Annotated in this window: 18 protein-coding genes, 1 tRNA gene and 1 pseudogene; 16 read left to right on the top strand and 4 right to left on the bottom strand. The window is 70.6% G+C overall.

Annotation, left to right across the window (positions count from 1 at the left end; genetic code table 11):
* Positions 1-70: 70 nt before the first annotated feature.
* The 6 genes from QFZ26_RS01415 to serA all read left to right on the top strand — a co-directional run bounded on the left by QFZ26_RS01415 (position 71) and on the right by serA (position 5,519).
* Positions 71-1,927, top strand: coding sequence for a 5'-nucleotidase C-terminal domain-containing protein (locus QFZ26_RS01415; RefSeq protein ID WP_307038699.1), 1,857 nt, complete (start codon positions 71-73; stop codon positions 1,925-1,927).
* A 111-nt stretch (positions 1,928-2,038) separates the two neighbouring features.
* A complete protein-coding gene (locus tag QFZ26_RS01410) occupies positions 2,039-2,791 on the top strand; it encodes a copper homeostasis protein CutC (protein ID WP_307038698.1) in 753 nt (250 codons plus the stop codon).
* Positions 2,769-2,951: a hypothetical protein gene (locus tag QFZ26_RS01405; RefSeq protein ID WP_307038697.1), complete on the top strand. Its 183-nt coding sequence runs from the start codon at positions 2,769-2,771 to the stop codon at positions 2,949-2,951. Before QFZ26_RS01410 ends, QFZ26_RS01405 begins: the two co-directional genes overlap by 23 nt.
* Before the next feature lie 9 nt (positions 2,952-2,960).
* Positions 2,961-3,410 (top strand): hypothetical protein, encoded by a 450-nt coding sequence (locus QFZ26_RS01400; protein WP_307038696.1) that lies wholly within the window; start codon positions 2,961-2,963, stop codon positions 3,408-3,410.
* Between the two features lies 1 nt (position 3,411).
* Positions 3,412-3,795 carry a hypothetical protein gene (locus QFZ26_RS01395; protein WP_307038695.1) on the top strand — a complete coding sequence of 128 codons (384 nt, stop codon included), beginning with the start codon at positions 3,412-3,414 and terminating at the stop codon, positions 3,793-3,795.
* Between the two features lie 134 nt (positions 3,796-3,929).
* Positions 3,930-5,519 (top strand): phosphoglycerate dehydrogenase, encoded by a 1,590-nt coding sequence (serA, locus tag QFZ26_RS01390; protein WP_307038694.1) that lies wholly within the window; start codon positions 3,930-3,932, stop codon positions 5,517-5,519.
* A gap of 46 nt (positions 5,520-5,565) precedes the next feature.
* Here the strand turns inward: serA and QFZ26_RS01385 are convergent, their stop codons facing one another.
* Positions 5,566-6,132, bottom strand: coding sequence for a TetR/AcrR family transcriptional regulator (locus tag QFZ26_RS01385; RefSeq protein ID WP_307038693.1), 567 nt, complete (start codon positions 6,130-6,132; stop codon positions 5,566-5,568).
* Positions 6,133-6,356: 224 nt separating this feature from the next.
* Here QFZ26_RS01385 and QFZ26_RS01380 point away from each other — a divergent pair, with 224 nt between their 5' ends.
* On the top strand, positions 6,357-7,865 hold the full coding sequence (locus QFZ26_RS01380) for an MFS transporter (protein WP_444876244.1): 1,509 nt from the start codon (positions 6,357-6,359) through the stop codon (positions 7,863-7,865).
* On the opposite strand, the gene QFZ26_RS01375 is transcribed toward QFZ26_RS01380, so the two are convergent.
* Complete coding sequence (locus QFZ26_RS01375; protein ID WP_307038691.1) at positions 7,859-8,113, bottom strand: DUF6458 family protein; 255 nt, start codon at positions 8,111-8,113, stop codon at positions 7,859-7,861. The genes QFZ26_RS01380 and QFZ26_RS01375 overlap by 7 nt on opposite strands.
* Positions 8,114-8,239: 126 nt before the next feature.
* On the opposite strand from QFZ26_RS01375, the gene QFZ26_RS01370 reads away from it, so the two are divergent.
* From QFZ26_RS01370 to QFZ26_RS01355, 4 genes and pseudogenes are all read left to right on the top strand, one after another.
* Complete coding sequence (locus tag QFZ26_RS01370) at positions 8,240-9,301, top strand: 3-isopropylmalate dehydrogenase (protein WP_307038690.1); 1,062 nt, start codon at positions 8,240-8,242, stop codon at positions 9,299-9,301.
* Between the two features lie 25 nt (positions 9,302-9,326).
* A pseudogene (locus QFZ26_RS01365) lies at positions 9,327-10,443 on the top strand (branched-chain amino acid aminotransferase).
* The gene (locus tag QFZ26_RS01360; RefSeq protein WP_307038689.1) at positions 10,440-10,898 is read left to right on the top strand and encodes a GNAT family acetyltransferase; all 459 of its coding nucleotides are present in this window, start codon (positions 10,440-10,442) and stop codon (positions 10,896-10,898) included. Before QFZ26_RS01365 ends, QFZ26_RS01360 begins: the two are co-directional and overlap by 4 nt.
* 4 nt (positions 10,899-10,902) lie before the next feature.
* On the top strand, positions 10,903-11,673 hold the full coding sequence (locus QFZ26_RS01355; RefSeq protein WP_307038688.1) for a fumarylacetoacetate hydrolase family protein: 771 nt from the start codon (positions 10,903-10,905) through the stop codon (positions 11,671-11,673).
* 21 nt (positions 11,674-11,694) lie between these two features.
* Here QFZ26_RS01355 and QFZ26_RS01350 read toward each other — a convergent pair whose 3' ends face one another.
* On the bottom strand, positions 11,695-12,726 hold the full coding sequence (locus QFZ26_RS01350) for an aminotransferase class V-fold PLP-dependent enzyme (protein ID WP_307038687.1): 1,032 nt from the start codon (positions 12,724-12,726) through the stop codon (positions 11,695-11,697).
* An 81-nt stretch (positions 12,727-12,807) separates the two neighbouring features.
* Between QFZ26_RS01350 and QFZ26_RS01345 the strand changes: the two genes are divergently transcribed.
* The 4 genes from QFZ26_RS01345 to QFZ26_RS01325 all read left to right on the top strand — a co-directional run bounded on the left by QFZ26_RS01345 (position 12,808) and on the right by QFZ26_RS01325 (position 16,381).
* Positions 12,808-13,749 carry a LysR family transcriptional regulator gene (locus tag QFZ26_RS01345; protein WP_307038686.1) on the top strand — a complete coding sequence of 314 codons (942 nt, stop codon included), beginning with the start codon at positions 12,808-12,810 and terminating at the stop codon, positions 13,747-13,749.
* An 11-nt stretch (positions 13,750-13,760) separates the two neighbouring features.
* Complete coding sequence (gene gltX / locus QFZ26_RS01340; protein WP_307038685.1) at positions 13,761-15,275, top strand: glutamate--tRNA ligase; 1,515 nt, start codon at positions 13,761-13,763, stop codon at positions 15,273-15,275.
* Positions 15,272-16,324: an NAD(P)/FAD-dependent oxidoreductase gene (locus QFZ26_RS01335; protein ID WP_444876236.1), complete on the top strand. Its 1,053-nt coding sequence runs from the start codon at positions 15,272-15,274 to the stop codon at positions 16,322-16,324. The genes gltX and QFZ26_RS01335 overlap by 4 nt, the downstream gene beginning before the upstream one ends.
* A tRNA-Gln gene (locus QFZ26_RS01325) sits at positions 16,310-16,381 on the top strand. The genes QFZ26_RS01335 and QFZ26_RS01325 overlap by 15 nt, the downstream gene beginning before the upstream one ends.
* A gap of 106 nt (positions 16,382-16,487) precedes the next feature.
* Here QFZ26_RS01325 and QFZ26_RS01320 read toward each other — a convergent pair.
* Positions 16,488-16,802, bottom strand: coding sequence for a DUF2306 domain-containing protein (locus QFZ26_RS01320; RefSeq protein ID WP_307038684.1), 315 nt, complete (start codon positions 16,800-16,802; stop codon positions 16,488-16,490).
* Positions 16,803-16,907: 105 nt separating this feature from the next.
* Here QFZ26_RS01320 and QFZ26_RS01315 point away from each other — a divergent pair, with 105 nt between their 5' ends.
* Positions 16,908-18,368 carry an SPFH domain-containing protein gene (locus QFZ26_RS01315; RefSeq protein WP_307038683.1) on the top strand — a complete coding sequence of 487 codons (1,461 nt, stop codon included), beginning with the start codon at positions 16,908-16,910 and terminating at the stop codon, positions 18,366-18,368.
* The last annotated feature ends 4 nt before the right edge of the window (positions 18,369-18,372 follow it).

Raw genomic sequence — 18,372 nt, 5'->3', positions numbered from 1 at the left:
GCGAATGATCACGACGAGTTTCGCCGATTCCCTTGTCGCAGGGGTCGGCGTCGTGATCGCATGAGGTCCCATGAGCGAACTCTCCCACCACCACACCGACCCGACCCCACGCTGGTGCTCGTGCGCCGTGCCCGACGAAGACGTCTCGCAGACGGCCCCCGGAGTCAGCCGACGCAATGTCCTGATCGGCATGTCCGCCGCAGGCGCCCTGGCCGCGGCCGGCTGGCCCGCTGCCGCGGTCGCCGCCGATGACAAGTCGGTGACCATCACGGTCATGGGCACCTCCGACCTGCACAGCAACGCCGTGAACTGGGATTACTACACCGACGCCCCGTTCAAGGACAGCGCCGGCAACGTCGTCGGCCTGGCGCGCGTCTCGAGCGTGGTGAACCAGGTCCGGGCCGATCGTGGCCGTGACCGCACCCTGCTCTTCGATGCGGGCGACACGATCCAGGGCACGCCGCTCGGCTTCTACTACGCGAGCGTCGATCCGGTGACCGAGAGCGGGGCGATGCATCCGATCGCCGCCCAGATGAATGCGATCGGCTACGACGCCGTCGCCCTCGGCAATCACGAGTTCAACTACGGCCTCGACTTCCTCGCCAACTGGATCTCGCAGATGGACGCCGACGTGCTCGCCGCGAACGCGGTGCACGCCGGAACGAAGGTGCCGGCCTACCTCCCGTACACGATCAAGACCATGAAGGTGAAGGGGCGCCCGCCGATCCGCGTGGGCGTGCTCGGGCTCACCAACCCCGGGGTCGTCATCTGGGACAAGGCGAACGTGAGCGGCAAGATCGAGGTGCTCGACCTGATCGAGTCGGCGGCACGCTGGGTGCCGGTGATCCGGAACGCCGGTGCCGACGTCGTCATCGTGAGCGCGCACGCCGGCGACAGCGGTCTCTCGTCGTACGGCACCGACCTTCCGGTCGAGAACGCCTCGGCACTCCTCGCCGAGCGCGTGCCGGGCATCGACGCGATCCTGTTCGGTCATGCGCATCGGGACGTGCCGCAGCGCTTCATCGTCAACTCGGTCAGCGGCGAAGAGGTCGTGCTGAGCGAGCCCAAGTGCTGGGGCCAGCGACTGAGCGTGTTCGACCTCACGCTCGCGTTCGAACGCGGCGCGTGGAAGGTCACGTCGAAGTCGGCGATCACGGTGAACACGAACACCGTCGTCGACGACCCGGCACTCGTCGCCCTCGTCAAGCCGCAGCACGACGCCGTCGTCGCCTACGTCAATCAGACGGTCGCAATCTCGACCGAGGCCATGTCGGCGGCTGAGGCGTGCTGGAAGGACACCGCGATCCTCGACTACGTCAACGCCGTGCAGACGGCGACGGTCGCCGACGCGGTCGCCGGCAGCGCGCATGCGGCGCTGCCGATCCTCTCGATCGCCGCGCCGTTCAACCGGGCGGCCACGTTCCCGGCCGGCGCGGTCACCATCAAGGACGTCGCCGGCCTGTACATCTACGACAACACGCTGCTCGCGAGCGTGCTCACCGGCGCCCAGATCAAGGACTACCTCGAGTACTCCGCGCGGTACTTCCAGCATGTGGCTCCGGATGCCCCGGTCGCCCCCGCGACGTGGACGAACGCCCACAACCTGCCCGACTACAACTACGACCAGTTCTCGGGCGTCACCTACGACATCGACCTCTCGCAGCCTGAGGGCTCGCGCATCGTCGGCCTCGCGTATGCGGGCACGCCGGTCGCGGCCAACCAGGAGTTCCTGGTCGCCGTCAACAATTACCGGCAGTCGGGCGGCGGAGGGTTCCCGCACATCGCCGCCGCACCCGTCGTGTACAACGCCCAGATCGCCATCCGCGAGGCGATCGTCTCGTACGCGTCGGCCTCGGGAACCATCGACAGCGCGACGTTCCATGTCGTCAACTGGCGCCTCGTGCGCGGTGGAGTACCGGTGTTCTAGCGGTTCCGGCAGTGCGCTCGGCCGGGATGTCCCGACCGAGCGCGCTGCCTCGGCGGACAGTCCGCCGGCGCGCGCGCCGGAACGCGGCGGTGGACAGGTAGCCTGTCGAGAATGGTCGCCCCGCCTCTTCCCGTCGAGATCGCCGTCCAGGATGTCGCGGGGGTGCGCATCGCCCTCGAGGCGGGAGCTGCCCGCGTCGAGCTCTGCCAGGCGCTCGAGGTCGGCGGCCTCACTCCTTCGGCGGGGCTCGTCGAGGCGGCCGTCGAACTGGCGGCTGCGGCATCCGCGGGCCCGTTCGTGCACGTGCTCATTCGTCCGCGCGGCGGCGGGTTCGTGTACGACGCAGACGAGCTCGACCAGGTTGTCCGCGACATCCGCTTCGTGCGGTCGCTGGGCGCCGCGGGCGTGGTGGTCGGCGCGTTGACGGATGCCGGTGCGCTCGACCTGTCGGCAATCGCCGCCTTCGTCGACGCCGCCGAAGTGCTCGACGTCACCGTGCACCGGGCGGTCGATGCGTCCGCCGACCCGCTCGGCTCGGTCGCGTCGCTCGGTGGAACGGGCGTGCGGCGCGTGCTCACCTCCGGCGGGGCATCCGATTGCCGCACCGGCCTCGCGACGCTCACCGCGATGGTGGGCGCGACCCGCAGCACCCTCGAGGTCATGGCCGGCGGGGGAGTGCGGGTCGGCGACATCGCTGCGCTCGCCGCAGCCGGGGTCGATGCGGTGCACCTCTCGGCGCGTCGCCGGGCTGCGATCGGCGGATTGAGCGGGCCGGGCGGCGGCGACGTCGGATTCGACACGACCGACGCGCAGCTCGTGCACGCGGCGATCGCGGCGGCGGGTGCGCATCGCGCTGCCCGATGACGACCGCCACCTCGCCGAGTCGAGCGCACCCCAGCCGCTGCAGGGCGAGGAGCACTTGGGAGGCGGTGGCCTCGGCTCGGTCGAGCACGCGGTCGTCGGATTCGCGTTCGGGGTCGCGCAGCCGCGCATCCGCGGGCGTTGCGTGCCGGTTGCTGGCTAGGGTTGGAGCATGACGCGCGACTCCGACGACGACGCCCTGCGCTGGGAGGGCGACGACGACCCGACCCTCGCGCCCGGGTGGAAGACCGTCGGCGAGCCGGTGGAGCTCCGAGGTGCCGACGCCGATGGCGACGAGGTGCCCGCCCGCGATGCGGAACCCGCTCCGGATGCCGCGCCGCAGACCGGCTCGGTCGAGCTCGTCGTCCTCGGGGTGCTCGGCGGCGTCTACCTGCTCTACGCCATCGGCTGGCTGCTCGTGGCCACGACGGCGGCACCGCAGCTCGCCGATCCGGTGGCCGAGTTCATGTACGGACTCGGGCGCTGGTTCGCGGTCGCCGCGCCGGCGCTGTGGTTCGGTGCCGTGCTCTGGCTCTCCGTGGGTCATCGCCGTGCGCGCATCGCCTGGCTCGTCGCCGGTGCCGTGCTCCTCGTTCCCGTCCCCTTCCTGTTGCGAGGCTGAGTTGACCGAGGCATCCGTTCCCGGCGATCGCGCCGACGTCGTCGACGCCCGCGCCTCGCGCCCGGCCACGCCGCTCTGGCTCGCGGTGACCATCGCCGTCGTCTTCGGCGTCTTCTACGCGTACGACGTCTGGGAGGCGGTGGGCAACCTCGTCGGGCTGAACATCTACGCCGGGCAACTGGAGGTGGCGCTGACGGCATACGGGGTCGTGCTGCTCGTCGTCGGCATCGTGGTGCCACTCCTCGCCTACGCCATGGCGTTCTGGCTCGGCCGGCGTCGGAGCCCGCTCGCGCAGGTCGTGCTCTTCCTCGCGGGCTACGCCCTCGTGCAGGCCCTCTCGGCCGACGTGGCCGCGCTCTTCGACCTGGGCGGACTCGACCTGTGACCGCGGGACGTCACACAACGGTCGCCCCTCGGCTGCTCCAGTAGAGTGAACGGGTAGGCGCCCCGACGGCGTGTGGCGCATCCCACCGCAAGTCGCAGCCCCGTGCGCGCGCATCGTCCCCGAAGGAATCGTTCGTGTCAAAGCCGGTCGTGCTGATCGCTGAAGAACTCTCGCCCGCCACCGTCGACGCCCTCGGGCCCGACTTCGAGATCCGGAAGGTCGACGGCACCGATCGACCCGCCCTCCTCGCGGCGCTGTCCGACGCGAACGCGATCCTCGTGCGCTCCGCCACGAAGGTCGATGCCGAGGCCATCGCGGCGGCGCCGGTGCTGCAGGTCATCGCCCGCGCCGGCGTGGGCCTCGACAACGTCGACGTGAAGGCGGCGACCACGGCCGGCGTCATGGTCGTCAACGCGCCAACATCGAACATCATCTCGGCCGCAGAGCTCACCGTCGGCCACATCCTGAGCCTTGCGCGCCACATCCCGGCGGCGCACGCCGCACTCGCGCAGGGGGAGTGGAAGCGCTCCTCCTACACGGGCGTCGAGCTCTACGAGAAGACCGTCGGCATCATCGGCCTCGGCCGTATCGGCGCCCTCATCGCTGCGCGCCTGCAGGCGTTCGGCACCGAGGTCATCGCGTACGACCCGTACATCACCGCAGCACGCGCCCAGCAGCTGGGCGTGCAGACGGTGAGCCTCGAAGAGCTCCTCGAGCGCAGCGACTTCGTCACGATCCACATGCCGAAGACCCCTGAGACGACCGGCATGATCGGCGCCGAGCAGCTCGCCCGCATGAAGCCCACCGCCTACGTCGTGAACGTCGCCCGCGGCGGCCTCATCGATGAAGACGCCCTGCACGACGCGCTCGTGAGCCGCACCATCGCCGGTGCCGCCATCGACGTGTTCGTCTCGGAGCCGCCGAGGGAGTCGCCGCTGCTCGGCCTGCCGAACATCGTCGTCACCCCGCACCTCGGCGCCTCGACCGACGAGGCGCAAGAGAAGGCGGGCGTCTCGGTCGCGAAGTCCGTTCGACTCGCCCTCGCGGGTGAACTCGTGCCCGATGCGGTCAACGTGGCTGGCGGCATCATCGATCCCTACGTCCGTCCGGGCATCCCGCTCGTCGAGAAGCTCGGCCAGCTCTTCTCCGGGCTCGCCCACGGCCGTCTCACGAGCATCGATGTCGAGGTGCGCGGCGAGCTCGTCGACTACGACGTGAGCGTGCTGAAGCTCGCGGCGTTGAAGGGCGTGTTCACGAACGTCGTCAGCGAGACCGTGTCCTACGTCAACGCCCCCCTGCTCGCCGAGCAGCGCGGCGTCGACGTGCGTCTCATCACCTCGGCCGAGTCGCCCGAGTACCGCAACGTCATCACGTTGAGCGGTGCGCTCGCCGACGGCACGCAGGTGTCGGTCGCGGGCACGCTCACCGGCACCAAGCAGATCGAGAAGCTCGTGGGCGTCAACGGCTACGAGATCGAGGTGCCGATCGCCACGACGCACATCATCATGGAGTACACCGACCGGCCGGGCATCGTCGCCGTGTACGGGCAGGAGTTCGGCGAGGCCGGCATCAACATCGCGGGCATGCAGATCGCGCGGCGCGAGGCCGGCGGCCCGGCGCTCAGCGTGCTGACGGTCGACTCGCCGGTGCCGACCGAGGTGCTCGACCGGGTGCGCGAGGCCATCGATGCGAGCGTCTTCGTCGAGGTCGATATCACCGAGTAGCGGGTGGCGGGCCGCCGATGGGTGGCCCTCGTGCCCGTCGGGGGCGTCACGCTGCCGGCGGGCCGCTGTTCGCGAGGCGGTCGAGCAGGGCGACGAGCGAGTCCATCGCGGCCGGCTCCAGCGGCGCCGACCCGAGCAGGTCGTCGCCGCCGCGCGAGGCCGAGTGGTAGTACAGCCCGTCGCCGATGAGCGTGATCGCGAGGGCGAGCGTGGGGTCGCCGACGTGCCGGCCCATGATCTCGAGCCAGCGGTCGCGCACCTCGTCGATCGCCCGCGCTGCTTCGCGGTTGCCGCCCTGGGCGAGTCGCACGGTGGCGACGAACGCGTGGTCGAGCGGCGACGCGAGTGCGACCGACGAACGCACGAAGTAGGAGACCGGCCCGTCGGGTGCGGACTCGATCTCGGCGATGTCGAGCTCGACCAGCCGGTGCAGGCGCTCGAGCAGGCCGGCGATCAGGGCGTCGCGTGAGGCGAAGTGGTAGAGCAGCCCGCCTTTCGACACCCCGGCTTCGCGGGCGGTCGCCTCGAGCGTCGCACCGCGTTCGCCGTCGGCGATGATGAGGCGCTCGAACGCGTCGAGCACGGCTTCGCGGGCGGCGGGTGGGCGGCTCATGTCGACGATGCTAGCGGTGTCGTACAGGGCATGAGCTGATACTATACCGGCTGGACGGTAAAGCAATGGGACGAGACATGACGAACGAGCAGGCCCACACGGGCACGACCACCACGCGAACGGATGCCGCGAGCACGGCGACCTCCGTGTCCGCCGCATCTGCGGCATCCGGGCCCGCCTCGCCCCGCGCGCCCCGCCATGCCTGGGTCGCCCTCGCGGTGCTCATGCTGCCCGTGCTGCTCGTCTCGATCGACAACACGGTGCTCAGCTTCGCCCTGCCGGCCATCTCGCGGGATCTCGCGCCGACCGCCGCGCAGCAGCTGTGGATCATCGACGCGTATCCGCTCGTGCTCGCCGGCCTGCTCGTGGCGATGGGCAGCGCGGGCGACCGGTACGGCCGGCGGCGGATGCTCCTCATCGGCTCGATCGGCTTCGCCGTGCTCTCGGTCGCCGCGGCCTTCGCGCCCACCGCCGAGACGCTCATCGCCGCCCGCGCAGCGCTCGGCTTCTTCGGCGCGATGCTCATGCCGTCGACGCTCTCGCTCCTGCGCACCGTCTTCGTCGAGCGAGAGCAGCGCCGCCTCGCCATCGCGATCTGGGCGTCGGGGTTCGCCGCGGGCAGCGCGTTCGGCCCGCTCGTCGGCGGACTGCTGCTCGAGCACTTCGCGTGGGGCTCGGTGTTCCTGCTCGCCGTTCCCGTGCTCGTGCCGATGCTGATCCTCGTGCCGCTGCTCATCCCCGAGAGCCGCGATCCGGCGCCCGGCCGGATCGACCTGCCGAGCACGCTGCTCTCGCTCGCCGCGATGGGGCCGGTGGTCTACGGCATCAAGTCGCTCGCGACCGACGGCTTCGACGGCTTCGGCGTGCAGGCCATCGTGCTCGGCGCCTTCGCCGGTGTGTGGTTCGTGCGGCGCCAGCTGAGCGCACGTTCGCCGATGCTCGATGTGCGGCTCTTCCGCCAGGGCTCATTCGGTGGTGCGGTACTCGTGAACCTGTGCAGCGTCATCGCGCTCGTCGGGTTCCTCTACTTCGTGTCGCAGCACCTGCAGCTGATCGCCGGCCTCACGCCAGTCGCCGCCGGCCTCGCGCTGCTGCCCGGCCTCGTCGCCATGATCATCGCCGGCCTCGCGGTGGTGCCGATCGCGCGTCGGGTGCGCCCGCGCATCCTCGTGCCCACGGCGCTCGCGCTCTCCGCAGCGGGCTACGCGGTGGTGGCCTCCACCGCGACGGCCGACTCGATCGCGCCGGTCGTGATCGCCTTCGTGCTGCTCGGCGTCGGCATCGGTGCCGCCGAGACGGTGTCGAACGAGCTCATCCTCTCGAGCGCGCCGGCCGCGAAGGCCGGAGCCGCCTCGGCGGTGTCGGAGACGGCGTACGAGCTCGGCGCCGTGCTGGGCACGGCCGTGCTCGGGAGCATCCTCGCCGCGCACTACCGTGGGGCGATCGAGCTGCCCGGCGCGCTCACGGGCGCGCAGGCCGATGCGGCCCGCGAGACGCTCGCGGGGGCCGTCACCGTGGCCGAGCAGCTGCCCGCTGCGATCGGTGCGGAGCTCGCGGCATCCGCTGCACATGCCTTCGACAGCGGGGTCGTCGTGACGTCGCTCATCGGGGTGGGGCTGATGGCCGCTGCGGCAGCAATCGCCGCCGTGGCGCTGCGGAATCCGAAGATCCCGCCTGCCACGGCGGCGAGAGTTGCTCAGTCCGCGACCGAGTCGGCGTCGGAGACTCAGTAGGTCTCGGGCGTCGAGTGCTCGTTGCGGGTGACGCGGTCGCCCGTTGCCGGGTCGACCGTCGTGTGCGACGTCGCGATCGAACGACGTCGACGTGCGATGAGGACGATGCCGAGGATGATCACGATCGCTCCCGCCACCATCAGGATGATGCCCACCATCTGCAGGTTGATCCAGTCGACGGTGACATTGAGTGCCCACGTCAGGATTGCTCCGATCGCGAACAGCACGATTCCGAGTCCGAGGCTCATGAGGTCCTCCCTCTCCGGCGCGGCCCGGTGCCGCGTTCCAGTCGAGCAGGGGGTCTGCCCCTACTCGAACCCAGACTAGCGAGGCCAGCCAGTACGCTGGGAGGGCTGGCGTTTGAAGGAGAATCCATGGTACGCACGGTCAAGCTCGCGGTGATCCCGGGCGACGGCATCGGTCCAGAGGTCGTGGCAGAGGCGCTGAAAGCGCTCGACGCGGCCACCATCGGGTCCGAGGTCACGTTCGAGCAGACGCCGTTCTCGCTCGGCGCGGCGAGGTACCTCGCCACGGGCGACGTGCTGACCGACGACGACCTCTCCGCCATCAAGCAGCATGACGCGATCCTGCTCGGCGCCGTCGGCGGCGTGCCCGGCGACGCCCGGCTCGCCGGCGCCAACATCGAGCGCGGCCTGCTGCTGAAGCTCCGCTTCGAGCTCGACCACTACGTCAACCTCCGACCGACGACCCTGCACCCCGGCGTGACGAGCCCACTCGCCGATCCCGGCGACGTCGACTTCGTCGTCGTGCGCGAGGGCACCGAGGGTCCCTACGTCGGCAACGGCGGCGCCATCCGCGTCGGCACGCCGGCCGAGGTCGCGAACGAGGTCTCCGTGAACACGGCCTACGGGGTCGAGCGCGTCGTGCGCTACGCGTTCGCCGCGGCATCCGCCCGCCCTCGAAAGCGGCTGACGCTCGTGCACAAGACGAACGTGCTCGTCTTCGCCGGTTCGCTCTGGAAGCGCACCGTCGACGCCGTCGCCGCCGAGTACCCCGAGGTCGCGGTCGATTACCTGCACGTCGACGCGGCCACGATCTTCCTCGTCACCGATCCTGCTAGATTCGATGTCATCGTCACGGACAACCTCTTCGGCGACATCCTCACCGATCTGGCCGGCGCGATCAGCGGCGGCATCGGCCTGGCGGCCTCGGGCAACATCAACCCCGATGGCCGGTTCCCGAGCATGTTCGAGCCGGTGCACGGCTCCGCACCCGACATCGCCGGGAAGGGCATCGCCGACCCGACCGCCGCGATCCTCTCCGTGGCACTCCTGCTCCGCCACCTCGGCCGAGCGGATGCCGCAGCGAAGGTCGAGCGGGCGGTCGCCGACGACCTCGCCGACCGCGGCGACGCACGACGTTCCACCGCAGCGGTCGGTGACGCCATCGTCGCCCGCATCGGCGCACTCGACTGAATCCGCGCATCGAAGGACACAGATTATGACGATCAACCTCCCGCTCCAGGCCCCCTCCGCTGCAGGGCTCATCTGGCAGATCACGCGCAACGAGGTGGCGAAGTCGCCCGCCGAGCGCGAGGCCGTGCTCGCCGACCCCGGCTTCGGCAACCACTTCACCGACCACATGGTCGACGTGTGCTGGTCGGAGAAAGGGCGGATGGCACCGCCCCCGTGTCTCGCCGTACGGCCCCATCGCCCTCGATCCCGCCGCCGCGGTGCTGCACTACGCGCAGGAGATCTTCGAGGGCATGAAGGCCTACCGGCACGCCGACGGCTCGATCTGGACATTCCGCCCCTACGAGAACGCGGCCCGCATGCAGCGTTCCGCGCGCCGCATGGCGCTTCCCGAGCTGCCGAGCGACATCTTCATCGAGTCGCTCAAGCAGCTCATCGCGGTCGACGCCGACTGGGTGCCGAGCGCACCCGAGACGAGCCTGTACCTGCGTCCGTTCATGTTCGCGAAAGAGGCGTTCCTCGGCGTACGACCGGCGAAGAAGGTCAACTACTACGTCATCGCGAGCCCGGCGGGCGCCTACTTCCCGGGCGGCGTCGAACCGGTGAACATCTGGCTGTCCACGCAGTACTCGCGTGCAGGCAAGGGCGGCACCGGCGCCGCCAAGACCGGCGGCAACTACGCCTCCAGCCTGCTTCCGCAGGCCGAGGCCTACGAGAAGGGATGCCAGCAGGTCGCGTTCCTCGACGACGAGGGCAACCTCGAAGAGCTCGGCGGCATGAACATCGTGCTCGTCAAGCGCGACGGCACGCTCGTCACGCCCGAGTCGGACTCGATCCTCGAGGGCATCACGCGCGACTCGATCCTGCAGCTGGCGACCGATCGCGGGCACGTGGTCGAGCGGCGCAGCGTCTCGCTCGACGAGTGGCGCAGCGGCGCGGCATCCGGTGACATCGTCGGCGCGTTCGCGTGCGGCACCGCCGCCGTGGTCGTGCCCATCGGACGGCTGCTCGGCACCGACTTCGAGATCGTGCACGCGGGCGCCGAGGCATCGGAGCTCGCCCTCTCGCTGCGCCAGGAGCTCACCGACATCCAGTACGGCCGGGTCGAAGACCGGCACGGGTGGCTGACCCGACTCGACGCGTGAGCGCGGCCGGCACTGTGCGCGAGCTGCGCATCCGGCCGTTCGATCGAGCCGACACCGAGCCGGTCGTCGCGCTGTGGCGCGCGGCCGGGCTCGTGGTGCCGTGGAACGACCCGTATCTCGACATCGAGCGCAAGCTCGGCGTGCAGCCCGAGCTCTTCCTCGTGGGCGAGGCGCACGGCGCCGTGATCGCGACGGCCATGGTGGGCTACGACGGGCATCGCGGCTGGGTGAACTACCTGGCGGTCGACGGCTCGCGCCGCGGCGAGCGGCTCGGCGCGAGGCTCATGGCCGAGGCCGAGCGACTGCTCGCCGAGCGCGGCTGCCCGAAGCTCAACCTCCAGGTCCGCTCGACGAACGCGGGCGTGATCGAGTTCTACCGCCGGATCGGCTATCAGGTCGACGAGGTCGCGAGCCTCGGCAAGCGACTGATCGCGGATGCCCCGCCGATAGGCTGAACGCATGAAGATCGCCCGGTTCAGCCACGACGACAGCATCTCGTTCGGCGTCGTCGACGAAGAGGAACACGAGCTCGTGCTGCTGAAGGCCGACCCGATGTTCGCAGGATACGAGCCCACCGGCGAGCGCGTGCCGCTCGCCGAGGTGAAGCTGCTCGCGCCCGTCATCCCGCGCTCGAAGATCGTGGCCGTCGGCAAGAACTACCACGATCACGCCGCGGAGATGGGCGGTGAGGCGCCCGCCGAGCCGTTGCTCTTCCTGAAGCCGAACACCTCGGTCATCGGCCCCGACGACGCCATCGTGCTTCCCGCGCAGAGCGAGCGTGTCGAGCACGAGGGCGAGTTGGCCGTCGTCATCGGCCGCATCGCAAAGCACGTCGCCGAGGCCGACGCCGACTCCTACATCTTCGGCTACACGATCGCCAACGACGTCACGGCGCGCGACCTGCAGCGGCGCGACGGTCAGTGGGCGCGCGCGAAGGGCTTCGACACGTTCTGCCCGCTCGGCCCCGTCATCGACACCGAGGTCGACCTCGAGCACGGGTCGATCGCCACGAGCGTGAACGGCGAGCGCCGCCAAGAGGGCCGGCTCGCCGACATGGTGCACTCGATCCCCGCGATCGTCGCCTACGCGTCGTCGGTCTTCACGCTCCTGCCGGGCGACGTGATCCTCACCGGCACCCCTGCCGGCGTCGGCCCGCTCGTCGCGGGCGACGTCGTCGAGGTCACGGTTTCTGGCCTCGGCACGCTGTCGAACACGGTGCGATCGGCCTGAGCGAGCGGGGGGTCGGCCGCGCTAGCGTCCGAGCGCGCCCGCCGCGAGCTCGACGTCGTCGTCGTCGTTCCAGAGGTGGAACGCGACACGGGCGCGGCCGGCGCGACCCGATGCCGTCACGCCGCCGGCACCCAGGGCCGTGAGCGCGTCGCCGTCGGGGTCGGGCCACGAGACGATCGCACTGTCGGACGCCTCGAGCCCGAGGCGTGTGCGGAACGCGTTCGCGAGTCCGACGTCGTGCTGCCGCACGGCCTCCATGTCGAGCGACGCGACGAAGCCGAGCGCGGCTTCGGCCCCAGCCCAGGCGTGCCAGGCCGGGGAGACCTCGAATCGACGGGCGTCGTCGGCGAGGTGCAGGTTCGGGCCGTAGCACGACGCCCACGGGTCGGAGCCCGAGTACCACCCGGCGGTGTGCGGCGTGATCTCGGCGATGGCGCGGTCGGAGAAGGCGGCGAAGGCGGCGCCGCGGGGTGCCGAGAGCCACTTGTATGCGTGACAGACGACGAGGTCGCCCTCGATGTCGGTGGTCGGCAGCCACCCGGTGGCCTGCGTCGTGTCGACGAGCGTGAGCGCCCCGGCACCGCGGGCCGCTGAGGCGATGGCCGCGGCATCCGCCACCGCGCCGGTCGCCGATTGCACGAGCGAGTACGACACCAGCCAGGTCGACGACGTCACGGCGTCGGCCAGCGCGTCGAGCGGCACGTGCCGGACCCGCAGGTCGCCGCGTACGAGGAATGGCGCGACGACCGACGAGAAGTCGCCGTCGACGCACAGCACCTCGGCGCCGGGGGGCGCCGAGGCGGCGGCGAGACCGGCGAACACCGAGACCTGCGAGCCGGTGGCGACCCGGTCGGGTGTCGTGCCGAGCAGCGTCGCGGCGTGGCCCCGGGCGCGCTCGAGCGATGCCGAGTAGTCGGCGGCGACGGCGTTGCCGACGGACCACCGCTCGAGGTCACGCTGAACGGCGTCGCGAGTGACGTCGGCGGGCAGCCCGAGGGTGCAGGCCGCGAGGTAGCCGCGGCCCGCGGCGAACCGGTCGTGTGCAGGGTGCATGCGACCAGTCTCCGGCCCGGCTATTCATTCGACAAGGGCAGGTGATTGATGTAACACATGCGGGGACATTATGATTCGGGCATGTCGGATGCATCGATCGACGCCCTGGCCGCTGCCCTCGACCTGCACACCGTCCGCGTCGTGCGGCAGATCGCCGAGCACGGCACGCTCACGGCCGCCGCCACCGCCCTGGGCTACAGCCAGCCCGCCGTCAGCCAGCAACTGCGCCGGTTCGAGGCGCGCACCGGCATCGCGCTCGTCGAGCGCGTCGGTCGCGGCATCCGCCTCACCGAATCGGGCCGGGTGCTCGCCCGACATGCGAACGCCGTCGCGACCGTGCTCGAAGCCGCTGCGGGAGAGCTCGCGGAGATCCGCGGCCTCCGTGCCGGTCGCGTGCGGCTCGTCGCCTTCCCGTCGGCGTCGGCCACCCTCGTGCCTCGGCTCATCGCCGCCCTCGGCGCGGCACATCCGGGCGTCGCCGTCACCTACGTCGAGGCCGAGCCGCCCGAGGCCGTCGAGGCGGTCCGCGCCGACCGCGCCGACGTCGCGATCACGTTCAGCTATCCGGGCGACCGCGACGACCCGCACCGCGCGAGCGCCCGCGGGCTCGACGTTCGCGCATACGGCGACGAGGCGATGCGGCTCGTGCTGCCGAGCGGGCATGCGGCCGCGGCATCCGACGTCGTCGATCTGGAAGCTCTGGCGGGCGAGCCGTGGATCGCGGGATGCCCCCGCTGCCGCGGCCACCTGCTCGAGCTCGCCGGCGCCGCCGGGTTCGCGCCACACATCGCATTCGAGACCGACAACTTCGTCGCGGTCGAGGGCATGGTCGCACAGGGCCTCGGAGTCGCGCTGCTGCCCTCACTCGCCCTCGCGGCCTCACCGCGGCATCCGGGCGTCGTCACCAGGCCGACCGCCCGCGCCGACGTGCGATCGCTCCACCTCGTGACCGCACGCGGCGCCGAGCGGGTGCCCGCGGTCGGCGCCGCGATCGCCGCGCTCGAATCGCTCGCCCCTCGATAGCATTGACCCGTATGTCTGAGACAGCTCACCCCTTCACCCAGGCCACCGGCGTCGACGTCCGTGTGCGCTTCTGCCCCTCACCGACCGGCACGCCGCACGTCGGCCTCGTGCGCACGGCGCTCTTCAACTGGGCCTACGCCCGGCACACCGGGGGCACGTTCGTCTTCCGCGTCGAAGACACCGACGCCGCGCGCGACAGCGAAGAGAGTTACGAGCAATTGCTCGACGCGCTCACGTGGCTCGGACTCGACTGGGACGAGGGCATCGGAATCGGCGGTCCGCACGGGCCCTACCGCCAATCGCAGCGCTCCGGCATCTACGCCGACGTCATCGAGCGACTGACGGCGTCGGGCCACGTCTACGAGAGCTACTCCAGCGCTGAAGAGATCGACGCCCGCAACGAGGCGGCCGGGCGCCCGAAGCAGCTCGGGTACGACAACTTCGACCGCGACCTCACCGACGAGCAGCGCGCCGCATTCCGCACGGAGGGTCGCGAGCCGGCGCTGCGCCTGCGCGTGCCCGAGGTCGACCTCGGCTTCGACGACCTCGTGCGCGGAGAGATCACCTTCCCGGCGGGCAACACCACCGACTTCGTGGTCGTGCGTCCGAACGGGGCTCCGCTCTACACGCTCGTGAATCCGGTCGACGACGCCCTCATGGGCATCACGCACGTGCTGCGCGGCGAAGACCTGCTCTCGTCGACGCCGCGCCAGATCGCGTTGTATCACGCGCTCATCGACATCGGCGTCACGACGTTCGTGCCGCGCTTCGGCCACCTGCCCTACGTCATGGGCGAGGGCAACAAGAAGCTCTCCAAGCGCGACCCCGAGTCGAGCCTGTTCCATCACCGCGAACGCGGCTTCATCCCCGAGGGCCTGCTCAACTACCTCGCGCTCCTCGGCTGGGGCTTCTCGGCCGATCGCGACGTGTTCAGCCGTGACGAGCTGGTCGAGGCGTTCGACGTGGCGAACGTGAACCCGAACCCGGCACGCTTCGACCTCAAGAAGGCCGAGGCGATCAACGGCGACCACATCCGCCAGCTCGATGTCGCGGAGTTCACGGCGCGCACGGTGCCCTACCTCCAGGCGGCGGGCTTCGTCGAGACGCCGATCAGCGCGGCGCACGAGGCGGTGCTCGTCGAGGCGGCCCCGCTCGTGCAGGAGCGCATCGCGCTGCTCGGCGAGGCGCCCGGCATGCTCGGGTTCCTCTTCACCGATGCCGCGGGCCTCGAGTTCGAGGAATCCGCCGTCGGCGCGCTCCCGGCCGATGCCCCCTCGGTGCTCGCCGCCGCCCGTGCCGCCCTCGAGCGTCTCCCCGCCGACGACTGGACGCACGAGCAGATCGAGGAGGCGCTCCGCGGCGCCCTCATCGACGGGCTCGGCCTGAAGCCGCGCGTCGCGTTCGGCCCGGTGCGCACGGCGATCTCGGGTCGGCGCGTGTCACCGCCGCTCTTCGAGTCATTGCAGATCCTCGGCAAGATCGACTCGCTCGACCGCATCGATCGACTCGTGGCACTCATCGCATGAGCGAGGGGGCGACGGATGCCGCGGCGCGGCCGTTCGACGCCGACGTCGCGGTTATCGGCGCCGGCCCCGCCGGGCTCTCGGCCGCCCTCAACCTCGTGCGCGCCCGCCGCACGACACTCCTCATCGACGCGAATCGTCCGCGCAACGCCGCGACGCTCGCATCGCACGGGTTCCTGACCCGCGACGGCGTGTCGCCACTCGAGCTCAGGCGCATCGGCCGCGAGGAGTTCGAGCGGTACTCCGAGGCGCGGTTCCACGCTGCATCCGTCGACGCGGTGTCACCGCTCCAGGGCGGCGGGTTCCGTCTGACCGGTCGTGGTGTTCGCGGCGCCCCCGCGCTCGACGCGACCGCACTCGCGGTGGTGATCGCCGCCGGCCTCGTCGAGACGCTGCCTGCGCTGCCCTCGATCCGCGCCTGGTACGGCACGCAGTTGCACAGTTGCGTCGAATGCGACGCCTATGAGAAGTCCGAGCAGCCGCTCGTGCTCATCGGCGAGTCCGACGACCTCGCCGAGCGCGCGCTGCTCATCTCGCAGTGGAGCGACGACCTGCTCGTCTGCACCAACGGCGTCGGCATCGTCACGGTGGCGGCCGAGGCGGCGCTCGCTGCTCGGGGCATCCGCGTCGATCGACGCCCGATCGCCGACGTCGAGGGTGCAGACGGGCGCATGACCGGCGTGCGCTTCACCGACGAATCCTTCGAACGGCGCTCGGGCGCGGTTCGTGCGGCCGGCCTGGAGTGCACCGATCACGACGATCGACGGGCTCGACCTCGAGCTCGACGCCGACGGCCTCGTGCACGTCGACGCACTCGGTCGCACGAACATTCCGGGCGTGTACGCCGCGGGCGACGTCACCCCTCCGGGGCCCGAGCAGCTCATCGTCGCTGCGGGCGAGGGAGCCGCCGTCGCGGCCACCGTCAACCGCGACCTGCTGGGCCCGCTCTGATCCAGCGGCGAGGCCGCCTCAGTTTGGATGCGCGCGTTTCGTGGGCTAAAATGACATGTCGGCCCGGGGCTTCGGTTCCAGGTCATTGGGGTATGGTGTAATTGGCAACACGGCGGTTTCTGGTACCGTTGTTCTTGGTTCGAGTCCAGGTACCCCAGCTCGTAGAGGCGCAGGATTCCGCGGCAATGTCACCCATTGCCCGACCTGCGCCTTCACTGTTTCTCGGGCGCGGCCGCCAGCCCGTCCGCGATCGGCCCCGGCGCCTCACCCGTCGCGGCGCCACCTCAGCCAGAGTTCGCCGACCACGACGTTCATGCCGAGACCCAACCAGAACGCGAGCGCGAAGCTGTCGGCGATCGGCATCGAGGTCAGCCAGGCGAGCAGTCCGATCCACAGGCGGATCGTGCCGACTCCGACGCCCACCGCGAAGGCGCGGATCATCCAGTGTCGATGCACGCGCACGTCTCGCCGGCGGATCGCAGCGTAGGCGAGGAAGAGACAGACGAGGAACCACGACCCGAAGACGGCCGTGGCGAGCGACTCCTGCCCGCATCGGCTCTGGACGCAGTCTACATACATCGATGTATGTATCCGCGGGTCGGTTTCACAAGCTGATGCGGATGCCGCTCGCCCAGGGGGTCGCGCCCGGGTAGCCTGCGTGAGACCCCCTTCGAAAGGACCCGCGTGTTCGACTTCCTGCTCAACCCGATTCCCGGCATCATCGCCGCGGTACTCGTCGCCGTCCTCGTCCTCTGGATCTGGGCGAAGGTCCTGTACCGCAACGTCTCGCCCGATGAGGCGATCGTGGTCACGGGCAAGCGTTCCCGGCGCCGCATCGTCGACGGTGCCGAGACCGAGCAGTCGGGCCAGCGCGTCGTGCACGGCCAGGGCGTCTGGATCATGCCGTTCTTCCAGAAGGCGCACAAGATCTCACTCCGCTCACGTGCGATCGAGATCCGCGCCGAGGCGCAGACCAACAACGGCATCACGATGAACGTCGACGCCGTGGCCATCGTGAAGGTCGGCTCGAGCGAGTCCGCGATCCGCGCGGCGGCGCAGCGATTCCTCGGCCAAGACAAGAACATCGACAACTTCGCACTCGAAGTGCTCTCGGGCTCGCTCCGCTCGTCGGTCGGTGCCACCGACGTGCTCACGATCATCACGAAGCGCGACGAGCTGTCGGCCGCGGTGCTCGACATCGCGCGCAAGTCGCTCGAGAACCAGGGCCTCGACGTCGACTCGTTCGAGATCAAGGGCATCTCCGACAACAACGGCTACATCGAAGACCTCGGTCGTGCCGAGCAGGCGAAGGTGCGCAAGCAGGCCGAGATCGCCGAAGCCCAGGCGCAGAAGGAGTCCCGCGAGGCCGCGATCACGGCCGAGCAGTCGGTCGCCGAGCGTGAAGCCGAGCTCGCACTGCGCAAGGCCGCACTGCTCCGCGACACCGACCGCGCGAACGCCGAGGCGGCCGCCTCGCGGCCGCTCGCCGAGGCGCTCGCCCAGCAGGAGGTCGTCGCGCAGCAGGAGATCACCGCGCAGCGCAAGGCCCAGTTGCGCAAGGCCGAGCTCGAGTCCGAGGTGCATGCCGTCGCCGACGCCGAGGCGTACAAGGTGAAGGTCACCGCCGAGGCGGCGGCGAACGCCGCTCGCACCGCGGCGACGGCCGACCGTGACGCCCGTACCGCAGCTGCCGAGGCGCTCAAGGCCGAGGGGCTCGCCGAAGCCGCCGCGATCGAGGCACGCGGTGCCGCTGAAGCCGCCGCGACGAAGGCCGCGGCCGAAGCCGTCGCCCAGCAGTCGGAGGCCCTCCTGCAGATGCGCGTCATCGACGTGCTCCCGCTCATCGCTCGCGAGCTCGCGGCCCCGATGTCGAACATCGACAACCTCACCGTCGTCTCGACCGACGGCGCCTCGCAGCTCGCGCGCAACGCCGTGTCGGGCATCACCGAGGTCGACGCGATGCTGTCGTCGACGATGGGACTCGGCATTCGCGAGCTGCTCGGGTCATTCGTCGGCGGTACTGCCGCGGGCACTGCGATCGCGAAGAGTGCCGACGCCGGCGCGAAGAACGCACTCGTCGACTCGTCGGCTGCACCGGTCGTCGCGGTGCTCGACGCCGAGCCGTCGCCCGCGGCCACCGAGTAGCCGA

The sequence above is a fragment of the Agromyces ramosus genome, from assembly GCF_030817175.1.
GTDB lineage: Bacteria > Actinomycetota > Actinomycetes > Actinomycetales > Microbacteriaceae > Agromyces > Agromyces ramosus_A.
This window is presented reverse-complemented; position numbering and strand designations above follow the sequence as displayed.